Origin of the sequence: Ruminococcus sp. OM06-36AC (assembly GCF_003438725.1) — a bacterium.
Classification (GTDB): Bacteria; Bacillota; Clostridia; order Oscillospirales; family Ruminococcaceae; genus Ruminococcus_C; species Ruminococcus_C callidus.
The window spans coordinates 35,296-48,632 of record NZ_QSTT01000014.1 but is presented as its reverse complement, the minus strand read 5'-3'; the positions used below and the strand labels follow the sequence as shown (position 1 = coordinate 48,632).

Here is a 13,337-nt window from a genome sequence, read left to right as displayed (position 1 = left end):
GGCGAAATCCAGAAGGAGGTGTATTGAGTATGGCAAAGAAACAGGAATCCTACGAACTGATGACGGTTTTCAGTCTGAAGAACGGTGAAGAAGCTGTAAAGGAACTGGTTGAAAAGTTCCGCGAGAAGATCGCATCTGCTGCCACACTGGACGAAGTAAACGAGTGGGGCAAGCGTAAGCTGGCTTATCCGATCAACGACGAGCCGGACGGTTACTACACACTGTATACCTTTACGTCCACTCCGGACGTTCCGGCAGAAGTAGAGCGTGTTCTGAACATCACAGACGGCGTTCTGCGTTCTCTCGTTACCGTAAAGTAAGACGAATTTCAGAAAGGGGAACAACATGCTGAACAAAGTAATTCTGATGGGACGGCTGTGTGCGGATCCGGATTTCCGGCAGACGCCGAGCGGTGTTGCAGTTTGCCGCATTCGTCTGGCGATCGATCGTCGTTTTACGAATAAGCAGACCGGCGAACGGGAAGCTGATTTTATCAACGTCAGCTGCTGGCGGCAGCAGGCAGAGTTTGTCAGCCGCTATTTCCACAAGGGCAGTATGATCATTGTGGAAGGCAGTCTGCGAAACAATGACTACACCGACCAGAATGGTGTAAAGCACTACAGCATGGAAGTTCTGGCAGACAATGTTACCTTTGGAGAGTCCAAGCGTTCCGCACAGGAAAATGGCGGCGGGTATCAGGGTGCCTATCAGCAACCGGCGTATGCACAGCCGGCTCCTGCACAGTCCGCACCGGCATATCAGCAGCCGGCAGCACAGCCTGCACCGCAGGCTCCGGCAGCGAACAACGCACCGGGTGCGATGCAGCTGGGCGATCTGGGTGACTTTGAAGAAATTCTGAGTGACGGCGAAGTTCCCTTCTGATCGAATCCAAAGAAATACCGCATTGCAGATAGGAGGATAAAAACATCATGGAGAGAGAAAGATCTCAGCGTGGCGGCAAACGCCCCCGCAAAAAGGTTTGTATGTTCTGTATAGATCGCGTTGAGCGTATCGACTACAAGGACGTTGCCAAGCTCAAGAAGTGCATGACTGAACGTGCAAAGATTCTGCCCCGCAGAGTCACCGGCACTTGTGCATTCCACCAGCGTGAACTGACAACTGCAATCAAGCGTGCAAGACACATCGCACTGCTGCCGTATGTCAGCGACTAAGCTGTTTTTTACAACGAAAATGGAAGCGTTTCGGCTTTTGCCGGAACGCTTTTTTGTTTGGCGTTGATTGTATGATCTGCTGAATTTTTCTGTGAAAATTTGTGCACTATTCCAAGGTTGACAATTTTGTGAATTACTGCTATAATAAGAATAGTAGATACCAATTGTCGAATCGTGTCGAATTTTATCGAAATTTTCTTTTGCAAAATCGTTAAAAATCTATTGACAATAGAGAAGAACTGGTGTATAATAAAGATGGAAAGAGTTCTTTTCCATATTTATCAATGATATACAGATTTTCAAAAGGACGTGATAAAATGAAAAAAATTTTGACGAAAGCCGTTGCGGCTTTGGCTTCGGCGATGACACTGTCTTCTATGGCAGGGGCAATTCCGACAAGTGCGATTGACATGTCTTATGGCGTGGGCAAGAATTCTGCTATGCGGTATACGGTTTATACGACCAAACTTTCAGATACTCAAATTAAGTTGACTGTAAAAATCACAAATAATCCTGGCATAGGTGCTATAACGCTTTTGGTAAAAAGCGATCCCGCATTTAAGGGAAAAAATGATTCAGAAAGATGCGATCTTCCGAATCGTTTGGTTAGTGGAACATATGTATATAACGAAGAAACGAACTTGGCGTGTATTCCTTGTGTTGTAGATGCAAACTCTCATAAAGAAATGGAGTTTTCCATTATTTACGATGTAGATAAAAATGATACTGCAATGCATGATTTCAAAGTGGGATTTATTTCTTATTTTAGTCCTAATGAACCGGAAGCTAAATTTGGCTATACACCTGATGATGATTTTAGTGACTGTGATGCTAATATTTCTGTTTCTCCATCAGTAAATGTACGATTGGGCGATATTGACAACGATAATTACGTTGACACAATTGACCTCTTTTATATGGAAAAAATGGTGGCGGATTCAAATGGACATCTGAGTACAACTTATTTAGACCAGCAACTGAAAAACCGCAACAGTACGTGGAGCAAGAATTATCCGTTTTTGAAGTGTGCAGCGGTGGCAGATATTGATCACAATGCAGTAATCGAAAAGGCAGATTCTGATAGTTTAGGAAAGTATATTGCGGAAAAGGGTGCTGGTGTATCACTTACTAACAAAGAAATCAATACTCTGTTTCCTGTAACAGTGGTATATGAAAATTAAATTTAAGGGAGGAATTTCTATGAAGATTAGAAAGGGTATTTCCGCAGTACTTGCGGGCGTTATGGCACTGGCGGCGTTGCCGGTATCTGCTATGAGTGCAAGTGCTGAGGGAGCGTATGCACTGGGCGATGTGGACATGGACGGTTTCATCACCGGACACGATGCGGCTATGGTGACACATGCACTGTATGTGGACAACGAGGCTTTGACTGCGGAGCAGTTGAAGCTGGCAGATGTAAACGGTGACGGTGTTGTTGACCAGAGCGATGCAGACTGGATCCATGAGAATCAGGTGTATGAACTGGGACAAATGGATAAGACATCTCAGCTGGACGTAGTAACGGTGTACTTCCAGTTGTATTGTGTTGCCAGATCTGGTGCCGGAAACGCTTGCTCCAACGTAAAGGGTGCAGATCTTCTGGATTCTGTTCTGGATTATAACGACGAATTTTCGGAAGTATGCTATAACTTGATGGACGTGAACGGTGACGGCGTTCTGGACAATACAGATGCTCTAACTGCACTGGTTGACGTGGGATTTATGGGAGCAGGAATCCAAAAGACCATTTATTTTGAAGAAGGACGCTATGATCTCACAATGGATTCTATTCCGGGAACCGTGAATATCAACGTTGTTGGACCAACAACGGCAAACGTTACTTTGAGCGTGTATTAAGGCGATTTTGAGCATGTATTAGAGTCTGCTTCGCATCTTTTTGCATGCATTTCTCAAAAAAATTGATGACACAAAATACGAAACAGACGTTTATAACTGCTTTCGTTTGAAACGCAAGCCGTCGGCAATTCTGCCGGCGGCTTTTTCTATGGGCAGCCACCCAAAAAGTGCACAAAACCCATTGCAAACCAGCATCATCTATGCTATAATAGAAGGGTATATCCGGCAGAACGCCGGTCATGGGAATCCCGTAAACAGGATTCGTATCAACAGAAAGGAAGTTTTTTCACTATGGACGCAAGTACATTTCCGATTTCATTCACCTATCACCTGATCTTCTGCCTGATCGCAGGAGCCTTTTTCGTTGTGCAGTTCATTCGCCTGCGTCGCCCATACCAGCTGCTTCTGGCAGTGGGCATCGTCGCTTCCCTGCTGATCTACGTCGGCGGCGAACACAACAAGGTCTGGTTCCACACGGTGGGCATCTTTGAACTGGTGCTTCTGCTGGGAGCCATTGTTCTGTCCATAATCGCCCGCAAAAAGGAGAAGCAGGCAGCCGCTGCACAGGCAGCCGACACCGCCGGCGACAGCAAAACCGAGGAAACCGACGCATGAAACTGGTAGTGACAGACGGAGCGACCCTGTCCGGCGGCGGAGTGTCGCTGGACATATTTTCACAGTTTGGCGAAGTGCAGATCTACGACCTCACCGCACCGGAACAACTGGCGGAACGTGTGAGCGATGCCGACGGCATTCTCTGCAACAAAACGCCCATTCCGGCGGAATTGTTCGACCGCTGTCCGAAGCTGCGGTATGTGGGCGAATGTGCCACCGGCTATAACAACATCGACATTGCCGCCGCAAAAGCACACGGCGTGACAGTCTGCAATGTGGCAGGCTATTCCACCGATGCCGTGGCACAGCACACCTTTGCCCTGATCCTCCACCACTACAGCCGCGTGGCACAGTATGATGCCGCTGTCCGGCAGGGTGCGTGGAAACAGGCAAAGACTTTCTGCATCATGCCCTACCCCATGCAGGAACTTGCCGGAAAAACGCTGGCAGTGGTGGGCTATGGCAGCATCGGCAAAAAGGTTGCCGCAATTGGTGCTGCTTTTGGCATGCGGCTCTGCATCGCCACACGAACCCAGCCCCAGAACTGCCCCTATCCGCTGGTATCGCTGGACGAAGCGTTCCGGCAGGCGGACATTCTCACCCTGCACACGCCCCTGACAGAACAGACTGCCGGCATGGTCAATGCCCGGCGGCTGAGCACCATGAAGCCCACGGCTCTGCTGGTGAATACCGCACGGGGCGGACTGATCGTGGAAGCCGACCTGGCACAGGCTCTGCAAAAGGGCGTGATCGCCGGTGCCGCACTGGACGTGCTGACGGAAGAACCCATGGGAGCTACGCCGCTGTTCGGGCTGGAAAACTGCACGCTGACACCCCATGCGGCATGGACACCGCTGGAAACCAGACAGCGGCTGCTGGAACTGGCGGCGGAAAATTTACGGTGCTGGCTCGCCGGAACGCCGCAGAATGTGATTACTGCACCATAAGGAGAAAAACCAAAATGATAGATGTATCCTCAAAAAAGCGTATCGTTCTCAAGCTGGGAACCTCCACGCTGACACATAAAACCGGAAAACTGAACATTCGCCGCATGACCAATCTGGTGCGGATCTTGTCCGACCTCCACAACGCGGGAAAGGAACTGCTGCTGGTTTCCTCCGGTGCGGTGGGCATGGGTGTCGGCAAGCTGAACCTGCCGGAACGCCCCAAGGACACGCCCTCCAAACAGGCTGCTGCCGCAGTGGGACAGTGCGAACTGATGCACATTTACGACGACATGTTTTCCAAATATAATGTTACCGTGGCACAGATTTTGCTGACACGTGCCACCCTGACCAACGAGCGTCTGCCCCACGTACAGAACACCATTGGCAGACTGCTGGAAATGGGTGTGATTCCCATTGTCAACGAGAACGACACGGTGGCGATCGATGAGCTGGAACTGGAAATCGGCGAAAACGACTCCCTTTCCGCTACGGTTGCTGCCGCAATGGGAGCAGATCTGCTGATTATCCTGTCCGACATCAACGGACTGTACTCCGCCGACCCCCGCACCGATGCCAATGCACAGGTCATTCGGGAAGTCCGGAAAATCGATGCCCGCATTGAACAAATGGCAGGCGGTGCCGGTTCGGCACTGGGCAGCGGCGGCATGGCAACCAAGATCAATGCCGCAAAAATTGCCACCGAAGCCGGCGTGGATATGGTCATCATGAACGGCAGAGATCCGGAACAGCTGTACGCCCTCTTTGACGGCGAACCGATCGGAACACATTTTCTGGCAGAATGAATTTATCACACGAAACCCGCAAGTGATTGCATCAATAAAGTTTTTTGCTCCAGCAATTTTTTCAAAAATGCTGGCGAGGTTCAGGGCGAGGAGCCCTGATCGCTGTCCGCAGACAGCGAAACGCCCCGTGCCACGCTTTCGGCACGCGGAGAAAGGGGTGAGAAAATCGGCAGATTTTCGAGGGGAAGCGAACAAGACCGCTTCCCCTGACTACCCTTTTCCAGCAAGAAACCTATGAGAAATATTCCAGTGGAATATTTCTCACGAGATACCTGAAACAAGACTTGGTGCAGTATCAACATGGCAGCATTTTTTAGAAAAATAGCTGTACTAAAAAATCTTCTCATCCACCTTTATCATCTGGAAAGGAGCATGCCCATGAACGCTCTACTGACCTACCGCCGTCTGACAGAAGCAGACATCCCCACATTTGTGACAATGCGAATCGCACAACTAAAAGAAGAAGGGGCAAAGTCTGATCTGGACTTAGAGCCGGCACTGACAGCATACTACCAGAAGCATCTGGCAGACGGCACTTTCGTGTCATGGCTGGCAGTGGACAGTGAAAAAATTGTCGGCACCAGCGGCATGTCGTTTGTGGAAAAGCCGCCGTACTACAGCAATCCCACCGGAAAAATCGGATTGCTGTCCAGCATGTACACGAACCCCGCCTATCGCAGACAAGGCATTGCCCGAAAACTGCTGGATCACGTGGTGGAAGAAGCCAGAACCTATGGCTGCGGAGCCGTTTGGATCACTGCGTCTGAAATGGGTGTGCTGTTATACACCGCATATGGATTCGAGAAAAACGGGCGGTTTTTGCAGTACACACTGTCGTGAAAGAAATCATTAGAGAACGCTTCCGTGTAAAACATCCCGCTGGGATGTTTTACAGAGTCACCAATACAAAAGGGGTAGCCAGGGAAAGCGGTCGTGTTCGCTTTCCCTCGAAAATCTGTCGATTTTCTCACCCTTTTCTCCGTGCGCCAAAAGCACGGCGCAGAGATTTCGCTGTCTGCGGACAGCGACCAGGGCTTCTCGCCCTGGACCTCGGCAGCATTTTTTTAGAAAAATAGCTGCACCAAAAAAATCCTCTTATTATGAATCATGCCATCACTTTTACCACTCAGAAAGGAGCATACCCATGAATTACGCTGAAACCCTTGGTGTCAAGGCAAAAGCTGTGGAATCCGCCATTGCCACTGCCGCACCGCAGGTCAAAAACAACGCCCTCGCTGCCATTGCCGATGCCCTGCTGGCAAGACAGGAGGAAATCCTCGCCGCCAACGCCAAAGACTTGGAGGCTGCCGTACAGAACCACATGACAGAATCGCTGCAGGACCGTCTGCGGCTGACTCCTGCCCGCATTTCCGGCATGGCAAACGCTGCCCGTCAGCTGATCGCCGCCGAAGATCCCATTGGTTCTGTAGACAGCGGCTCTGTCCGCCCCAACGGCTTGCAGATCCTCAAAACCCGTGTGCCGCTGGGTGTCATCGGCATTATCTTTGAATCCCGCCCCAATGTCACTGTAGATGCTGCCACCCTCTGCCTGAAAGCCGGAAACGTGGTCATTCTCCGCGGCGGCAAGGAGGCGATCCACTCCAACACCGCACTGGCAGAAATCATGCGGGACGCTGTGGAAACTGCCGGACTGCCCAAGGACATCATTCAACTGGTGGAGGACACTTCCCGTGAAACTGCCGCCGACATAATGCACCTGACTGGCTATCTGGACGTGCTGATCCCCCGCGGCGGTGCTGGTCTGATTCAGGCAGTGCTGCGGCAGTCCACCGTGCCGGTCATTGAAACCGGTGCCGGAAACTGTCACGTCTATGTGGACAGCTGCCTGCACGGCGAAGCAGATTATGAAATGGCTGTCCGCATCATCGACAACGCCAAGACCCAGCGTCCCTCTGTCTGCAACGCCATTGAAGGGCTGATCGTGCATCAGGACGTTGCCGCAGAAATTCTGCCGCGGGTACAGGCTGCATTCCGCACCCATGATGTGACTATTTACGGCGATGAACAGACACGGAAAATTCTGGGCGATGCCGTTCAGCCGGTGACGGAAGAACTGTATGACACAGAATTCAACGACTACAAAATTACCGTAAAAGTGGTGGCAAGTCTGGACGAAGCCATGGCACATATCGCCAAGTACAGCACCAAGCACTCGGAATGCATCATCACCCGCGATCTGGACGCTGCCCAGAAATTCCAGCGAACCGTTGATGCGGCAGTCGTCTATGTCAACGCTTCTACACGGTTTACCGACGGTGGTGAGTTTGGCTACGGTGCAGAGATCGGCATCTCCACCCAGAAGCTCCACGCAAGAGGGCCCATGGGACTGCACGAACTGACCACAGTGAAGTATCTGGTCAGTGGCAACGGCCAGATTCGGGAGTAAGTCATGCTGCCAATTCTCTGCGGCATCGGCTGTGCCGTGCTGGTGATTCTGGACATTGCCGGAAAGCTGTACCCAGAACGCACCCGTTCACAAGTACTGCTGCATCTGTTTTCACTGGTGGGAGCACTGTTTCCGCTGGCAGTGATGGTTTGGGTGTACGTTCTGTTTCCAGACCAGACCGATTCGAATCCTGTGCTGCAAGTCCTGCGGTATTTGTATGATCTGCCGGCACCGCTGTCCTTCCTGCCCAAACTGGCAGTGGCATTTTGTGCCATGACATGGTGCTATACCATGGTACGCACTTGCAGCTGTGTACCCATTTCCCAAACCGGCAGTACCCCGCAGCAGGCGGCAAAACAACAGCTGACCATGCTGTGGCTCTCCCTGCCGTTTTTCCTGCTGATGCTGGTTTCCGGTGTCATTCTGCTTGTGTACCTGCTCAGTTTCTGGTGGATATTTGCACTGCTGGTTCTGATGTTCGGCATTATTTTCCTGCCGGCAATTATTTTCGGAGCCGTGATGCTGGGATATGTGACACTTCTGATGGCTCTGCCCCTGCTGCTGTATCTTGTCGCCCTGCTGATTCCCTATGTCATGGGCATTGTCTACGGCAGCCGGTACCTGATCGCCTGTGCTCCCTGTCTGGGCTGGAAAAAGCCCTGGCGAATCTTTTTGCAGGTGGTCATGTGTCTGCCGTGGCTGCGGTGGATCGTGACAGCGATCACTATGGAAAAGATGCGGAAAATACATTAAGGCAATACCGCACAAAGATTGTGCGGTATTGCCTAAACTAAAACGCCTCGGCAAACGGAATTTTTACCGTTTGCCGAGGCGTTTTATACGATCTATGAAAGTTTTATCCCACAGCGTGAGCATCGTCCAGCTGTTCCAGCTGTTTCTGATACTCCTCCAGCGACAGGGCAGTTTTGGCATCTTTCACCTGCGGGCTGGCTTTATAGCGATAATCCTCGATGCTCTGCTCGTCCAGCCGGAAAAAGCCCTCTCCGGCGGTGAGATCGTAATAGCCGTAAGCCGACTGTGCTTCGTTCTTCATCTGGTAGGCGTAGATCTGCACTTCTTCCAGCGAATTCCCCTCTGTCAGATAATCCTGTGCAATATACTCCGTGTCCATGTGACAGCTGTTGATGAAAAAGCCCAGTTCTGTTTCCGAGCCGTAGATCTGGGTATGGGCACCGTTTCCACAGCCCTCCACCTGTACCGGCTGTTTGTCCGCATCGGCTGTCCAGACGTAGAGGGCATAATCCGCTTCGCTGTAGCCTGTCCGGACGATCAGTTCCGGTGTGCCGTCCTTGTCCATGTCATAGAGCACATAGGTGAACGGCTGAAGCATATCGTCACTTTCCAGATCTTTCTGATACTGTTCCACATAGTACGCGATCACATTGGCGTAAGGGTCTACCCCATCTGCGGAGAATTCCAGCTTCGGGGCATCGGTGAACACCGGCGTGGTTTCCGGTCTGGTGTCCTTTGTCAATTCCTCTGCACTGTGGATTCGGGTGCAGCCGCCGGACACGATACCGGCAAGCAGCACTGCTGCCAGAATGATCGCTTGTGTATGCCGCATGAAAACGCCTCCTTATTCCACCGGTTTCCGCACTACGCTGCCTGCGGGGAATGCCGTTTCACAGGCAATGGAGCACTGCATCATGGCATGATTTGCGGTTTCGATAGATTCGCCGTCCTCGTTTTCCAGCCCCTGTGCAGCCACCGTCACCGGCGGCTGTCCGGCAGCCACGATTTCCAGAGAATCCCCCGCAAAAAAGCGGTTTCTCTGGGTGAGGTACAGTCTGCCCTGTTCCCAGCGGTTGACCACTGCCACCACGTCACAATTCCGGACATAGCTGCTGTCGGCGTATCGCTGGGCAGCGTTTTCTCTGCCGTAGAAAAAGCCGGTGCAGTATTCCCGATGACTGACCTGTACCACTTCCCGCAGTGCCCATTCCGGTGCCGGCTGTCCTGCCATTGCCGCGTCCAGAGCCGCACGGTAAGCGTTGGTGATAATTGCCACATAGTACGCCGACTTGTTCCGCCCCTCGATTTTCAGGCTGTCCACACCGGCGTCCAGCAGTTCCTGCAAATGGTCGATCATGCAGAGGTCTTTCGCGTTGAAAATATAGGTGCCCTCGTCGGTTTCCTCCACAGGGAAATACTGTCCCTCCCGCTTGGATTCCACCACGTGATAGTTCCAGCGGCAGGGCTGTGCACAGGCACCGCGGTTGGCATCCCGTCCGGTGAGATAGGCGGACAGCAGACAGCGTCCCGAAAAGGACATGCACATGGCACCGTGGACAAACACTTCCAGTTCCATTTCCGCCGGAATCTTTGCCCGAATACCGGCGATCTCCTCCAGCGAAAGCTCCCGTGCCAGCACGGCACGTTTCACGCCCATATCATACAGAGCCTGACAGGTGGCATAGTTGACAATACCGGTCTGGGTGGACATGTGGATCTCCATATCCGGTGCAAGCTTCCGAGCCGTTGCCAGAAGCCCCAGGTCTGCCAGAATCAGGGCATCTGCTCCGGCTTCCTGTGCCTCCCGCAGGAACTGGGGAAATGTGGGAATTTCCTCGTTGCGAGGCAGGGTGTTGCAGGTGAGGTATACCTTTTTCCCGTACTGATGTGCCAGTGCAACGGCTTCGTGCAGCTGTTCCGCACTGTGAAAATTGCTTGCCGCCGCCCGCATACTGAAGCTTTCCCGTCCCAGATACACCGCATCTGCCCCGTAATCCAGAGCCCCGCGAAGGCGTTCCAGATCGCCGGCAGGTGCCAGCAGTTCCGGTTTATTCTTCTGTGTCATTGCTTTCCTCCTCGCTGCTTTCCGCAGCTGCGGCTGCTTCCTGCTGTTCCTGCACTTTCTGCTGGTTGGCTTCGTGCTCCTGCAAGGTTTCCGCAAAGTAGGTTTCCTTGGTGTCAATGTTGGAGTAGAAGAAATAGTAGTTGGTGTTGTCCGGATAGAGTGCCGCGTGAATGGCTTCGCTGCCCGGATTGCAGATCGGGCCAGCCGGCAGACCGGTGCACTGATAGGTATCGTAAGAGGTATACAGATCCTGATTGTAGGATTCGCTGTGAGGCTTGATGACTTCTTCCACATACTTGGTGGTGGGGTCGGACTGGAGCAGCGGATACTCGGTGGCATTGTTCAGACGATTCCAGAATACGGAAGAGATCGTCGTCATCTGCTCGGTGTTCCCTGCCTCTGCCTGGATCATCGATGCCAGCGTAATGGTCTGATCCAGCGAAATATGCAGAGCATCCATGCGGTCATACATGTCCTTGGTGATCTTGTCGTTGAAGTTCCCCAGAATCTTCTGGCAGACCAGTTCCACGTCCATTTCCTGATAGAATGTATAGGTATCGGGGAACAGATAGCCCTCCATCTGATAGAACTTTTCGTCCTGGAAGCTGGGCAGATAGTCCTCATAGGCATAGCCGAACTTCGCACTGTGGTTAAAGTAATCCAGAAATTCGTCGGCATCGCAGACGTTGTTTTCTTCCAGCAGATCTGCGGCATCTACCAGACGCATTCCCTCCGGAAATGTCACAGATACCGACAGCGAACTGTCCATGGGATCACTGATCAACTCGCTCAGAATGGTTTCATACGCCATGTCCGGACGCAGTTCGTGGTCGCCGGGCTTGATGTCCTTGTCCTTGTCGCTCATGCCCACGATAAAGACAAAAAAGTCCGGCTTGGTAATGATCCCCGAATCCTGCAAAGTCCCTGCGATCTCTTTCATGGTAGCACCCTGCGGAATGGTAACGATCTTGGTGGAACTGTCGCTGTTGATGCCCAGAAGATCACGCCCGTAGACGATCAGGGCACTGGACAGCAGAATGGACACGCCAATGATGATAATAATCATTGCCAGTGCACTGATGACACGATGCTGTTTCCGCTTTTTGCGGGGACGCTTGGCGGTGTTGGCAGTGGTGCTATGTACCGATTCCGGACGAAACGGCTGGCTCTCCCCTTCCAGATCTTCATACAGCGGGTCATTTTCCAATACCGGCTGCCGGGCGGTGAACACCTGATCCGTATTCCACCGGGCACTGTTGAAAAGAACAGTGCGGTTGTCGGGCTCCGGTGCCGGTGTTTCCGCAGCCGGCTGCTGCTGTGTCTGCGGTGCTGCCGCAGGACGTACCGGTTCTGCCGGTGCCGACCGGGCTGCCGGAGCAGCGGGAGCCGGTTTTGGCGGTTCCGGATCCCGTGCCGGTGCGGGCTGAGGAGCCAGCTGGCTCCTGGGGGCTGCCGTTTCCCGCAGGATCTCATTCAGCAATTGATCGCGGTTGAAGTCTTTGTTATCCATTCCATACCTCCAGCGAAGATTCTGTAGCAATACCGTCCAGACGCTGGTCTGTCGGTTCCGTGGGCACACAGTCCGTGAGAAACGGTGTCAGTGCACAGCCGATTTTCAGCAAAAAGGGATACGCCGCCAGAAAGCGGTCGTAATAGCCGGCACCATAGCCCAGTCTGCTGCCCTTTCGGTCAAACGCCAGCCCCGGCACCAGACACAGCGGTGCCTGCTCCGGCTGGGGCGTGATGACCGGCAGCGTTTCCTGCGGTTCTGCCACGCCGAAGCTGCCAGAGAGCAGCTGCTGTTCCAGCGGCACTTCCCTGTTCAGCTGGTGAAATGCCATGCGGCGTTCCGGCAGACAGCGGGGCACGGCAACAATTTTACCGTCTGCCAGAGCCTGCCGGAGAATGCCCCGTGTTTCCGGTTCCTGCGGCAGGGCAACAAAACAAAACAGCTGGCGGCAGTTCCGGTAATACGAACTTTCCAGAAACCAGCGGCAAAGCCGCTGTTCCCCTGCGGCTTTTTCTTCCGGCGGCATTGCTTTGCGGCGGCGACGCATTTCCTGCCGGAGAGCCTGTTTTGCCGCAGTCTGCTCAATCACAGAGAATGGACCCGCGAATCTGCTGCTGGGTTTCTCTGCCGCATACGGCTCCCACCAGTTCCAGACCGAAATCCACTGCCACGCCGGCACCCCGTGCGGTAATGATCTTGCCGTCCCGAATGACACCGTCGCTGCCGATCTCCGCTCCGGTCAGTTCCTTTTCGAAGCCGGTATAGCAGGTAGCAGTCTTTCCGTTCAGCACGCCCTTGTGTCCCAGAATAGAGGGAGCAGCACAAATCGCACCGATCCAGCGGTCATTGGCAACGCAATAGTCAATGGCAGCCTGCACCACCGGAGAAGCTTCCTCGTTCAGCGTGCCCGGCATGCCGCCCGGCAGCACGATCATATCCATATCGCCGCCGATCTGCAATTCCTCTGCGGTGATGTCTGCGGTCACGGGAATGTGGTGCGAGCCGGTGACGATCTTTCCGGTCACGCCTACGGTGGTCACTTCCTGCTTGGCACGGCGGAGCATATCCACCGGTGCAAGAGCTTCGACTTCTTCAAATCCATTGGCAAGAAATACATAAATCATAGTGATGATCCTTTCTGTATGTTGAGGCAGCACTGCACGAAACCCGTCTGTGGGCTTTGCACGCAGTCTGACATCAAAGTTTTG

Annotated in this window: 16 protein-coding genes; 11 read left to right on the top strand and 5 right to left on the bottom strand. The window is 52.9% G+C overall.

Features of this window, described 5'->3' with window-relative positions; translation table 11 throughout:
* Positions 1-29: 29 nt before the first annotated feature.
* The 11 genes from rpsF (at position 30) to DXB92_RS09630 (ending at position 8,554) form a co-directional block, all read left to right on the top strand.
* Positions 30-320 carry a 30S ribosomal protein S6 gene (rpsF, locus tag DXB92_RS09680; protein ID WP_040647133.1) on the top strand — a complete coding sequence of 97 codons (291 nt, stop codon included), beginning with the start codon at positions 30-32 and terminating at the stop codon, positions 318-320.
* A gap of 25 nt (positions 321-345) precedes the next feature.
* Positions 346-882: a single-stranded DNA-binding protein gene (locus DXB92_RS09675; RefSeq protein ID WP_021681573.1), complete on the top strand. Its 537-nt coding sequence runs from the start codon at positions 346-348 to the stop codon at positions 880-882.
* 47 nt (positions 883-929) lie between these two features.
* Positions 930-1,172 (top strand): 30S ribosomal protein S18, encoded by a 243-nt coding sequence (rpsR, locus tag DXB92_RS09670; protein WP_021681574.1) that lies wholly within the window; start codon positions 930-932, stop codon positions 1,170-1,172.
* 317 nt (positions 1,173-1,489) lie between these two features.
* Positions 1,490-2,353, top strand: coding sequence for a hypothetical protein (locus DXB92_RS09665; RefSeq protein WP_117733718.1), 864 nt, complete (start codon positions 1,490-1,492; stop codon positions 2,351-2,353).
* A 19-nt stretch (positions 2,354-2,372) separates the two neighbouring features.
* Positions 2,373-3,029, top strand: a complete 657-nt coding sequence (locus tag DXB92_RS09660; protein ID WP_117733717.1) for a dockerin type I repeat-containing protein — start codon at positions 2,373-2,375, stop codon at positions 3,027-3,029.
* A gap of 291 nt (positions 3,030-3,320) precedes the next feature.
* Entirely contained in the window at positions 3,321-3,644 is a 324-nt protein-coding gene (locus tag DXB92_RS09655) for a hypothetical protein (RefSeq protein WP_117733716.1), read from the top strand.
* Positions 3,641-4,591: a D-2-hydroxyacid dehydrogenase gene (locus DXB92_RS09650; RefSeq protein WP_117733715.1), complete on the top strand. Its 951-nt coding sequence runs from the start codon at positions 3,641-3,643 to the stop codon at positions 4,589-4,591. Before DXB92_RS09655 ends, DXB92_RS09650 begins: the two co-directional genes overlap by 4 nt.
* A 14-nt stretch (positions 4,592-4,605) precedes the next feature.
* The gene (gene proB, locus DXB92_RS09645; RefSeq protein WP_117733714.1) at positions 4,606-5,394 is read left to right on the top strand and encodes a glutamate 5-kinase; all 789 of its coding nucleotides are present in this window, start codon (positions 4,606-4,608) and stop codon (positions 5,392-5,394) included.
* Between the two features lie 378 nt (positions 5,395-5,772).
* Positions 5,773-6,234: a GNAT family N-acetyltransferase gene (locus DXB92_RS09640; RefSeq protein ID WP_117733713.1), complete on the top strand. Its 462-nt coding sequence runs from the start codon at positions 5,773-5,775 to the stop codon at positions 6,232-6,234.
* A 304-nt stretch (positions 6,235-6,538) separates the two neighbouring features.
* Positions 6,539-7,801 carry a glutamate-5-semialdehyde dehydrogenase gene (locus tag DXB92_RS09635; protein WP_117733712.1) on the top strand — a complete coding sequence of 421 codons (1,263 nt, stop codon included), beginning with the start codon at positions 6,539-6,541 and terminating at the stop codon, positions 7,799-7,801.
* A gap of 3 nt (positions 7,802-7,804) precedes the next feature.
* Positions 7,805-8,554, top strand: a complete 750-nt coding sequence (locus DXB92_RS09630) for a hypothetical protein (protein WP_117733711.1) — start codon at positions 7,805-7,807, stop codon at positions 8,552-8,554.
* A gap of 103 nt (positions 8,555-8,657) precedes the next feature.
* Here the strand turns inward: DXB92_RS09630 and DXB92_RS09625 are convergent, their stop codons facing one another.
* From DXB92_RS09625 to DXB92_RS09600, 5 genes are read right to left on the bottom strand one after another with little or no spacing between them, the layout of a single operon-like run.
* A complete protein-coding gene (locus DXB92_RS09625) occupies positions 8,658-9,386 on the bottom strand; it encodes a hypothetical protein (RefSeq protein ID WP_117733710.1) in 729 nt (242 codons plus the stop codon).
* 12 nt (positions 9,387-9,398) lie between these two features.
* Positions 9,399-10,619, bottom strand: coding sequence for a U32 family peptidase (locus tag DXB92_RS09620; protein ID WP_021681589.1), 1,221 nt, complete (start codon positions 10,617-10,619; stop codon positions 9,399-9,401).
* Positions 10,603-12,129: an endolytic transglycosylase MltG gene (gene mltG, locus DXB92_RS09615; RefSeq protein WP_181977016.1), complete on the bottom strand. Its 1,527-nt coding sequence runs from the start codon at positions 12,127-12,129 to the stop codon at positions 10,603-10,605. Before mltG ends, DXB92_RS09620 begins: the two co-directional genes overlap by 17 nt.
* Entirely contained in the window at positions 12,122-12,718 is a 597-nt protein-coding gene (locus tag DXB92_RS09605; protein WP_117733708.1) for a 5-formyltetrahydrofolate cyclo-ligase, read from the bottom strand. The genes mltG and DXB92_RS09605 overlap by 8 nt, the downstream gene beginning before the upstream one ends.
* Entirely contained in the window at positions 12,711-13,253 is a 543-nt protein-coding gene (locus DXB92_RS09600) for a DJ-1 family glyoxalase III (RefSeq protein ID WP_117733707.1), read from the bottom strand. The genes DXB92_RS09605 and DXB92_RS09600 overlap by 8 nt, the downstream gene beginning before the upstream one ends.
* Positions 13,254-13,337: the final 84 nt, after the last annotated feature.

Coding starts and splice junctions, on each gene's coding strand:
- rpsF (WP_040647133.1), top strand. CDS start 30: ATGGCAAAGAAACAGGAATCCTACGAACTGATGACGGTTTTCAGTCTG.
- DXB92_RS09675 (WP_021681573.1), top strand. CDS start 346: ATGCTGAACAAAGTAATTCTGATGGGACGGCTGTGTGCGGATCCGGAT.
- rpsR (WP_021681574.1), top strand. CDS start 930: ATGGAGAGAGAAAGATCTCAGCGTGGCGGCAAACGCCCCCGCAAAAAG.
- DXB92_RS09665 (WP_117733718.1), top strand. CDS start 1,490: ATGAAAAAAATTTTGACGAAAGCCGTTGCGGCTTTGGCTTCGGCGATG.
- DXB92_RS09660 (WP_117733717.1), top strand. CDS start 2,373: ATGAAGATTAGAAAGGGTATTTCCGCAGTACTTGCGGGCGTTATGGCA.
- DXB92_RS09655 (WP_117733716.1), top strand. CDS start 3,321: ATGGACGCAAGTACATTTCCGATTTCATTCACCTATCACCTGATCTTC.
- DXB92_RS09650 (WP_117733715.1), top strand. CDS start 3,641: ATGAAACTGGTAGTGACAGACGGAGCGACCCTGTCCGGCGGCGGAGTG.
- proB (WP_117733714.1), top strand. CDS start 4,606: ATGATAGATGTATCCTCAAAAAAGCGTATCGTTCTCAAGCTGGGAACC.
- DXB92_RS09640 (WP_117733713.1), top strand. CDS start 5,773: ATGAACGCTCTACTGACCTACCGCCGTCTGACAGAAGCAGACATCCCC.
- DXB92_RS09635 (WP_117733712.1), top strand. CDS start 6,539: ATGAATTACGCTGAAACCCTTGGTGTCAAGGCAAAAGCTGTGGAATCC.
- DXB92_RS09630 (WP_117733711.1), top strand. CDS start 7,805: ATGCTGCCAATTCTCTGCGGCATCGGCTGTGCCGTGCTGGTGATTCTG.
- DXB92_RS09625 (WP_117733710.1), bottom strand. CDS start 9,386: ATGCGGCATACACAAGCGATCATTCTGGCAGCAGTGCTGCTTGCCGGT.
- DXB92_RS09620 (WP_021681589.1), bottom strand. CDS start 10,619: ATGACACAGAAGAATAAACCGGAACTGCTGGCACCTGCCGGCGATCTG.
- mltG (WP_181977016.1), bottom strand. CDS start 12,129: ATGGATAACAAAGACTTCAACCGCGATCAATTGCTGAATGAGATCCTG.
- DXB92_RS09600 (WP_117733707.1), bottom strand. CDS start 13,253: ATGATTTATGTATTTCTTGCCAATGGATTTGAAGAAGTCGAAGCTCTT.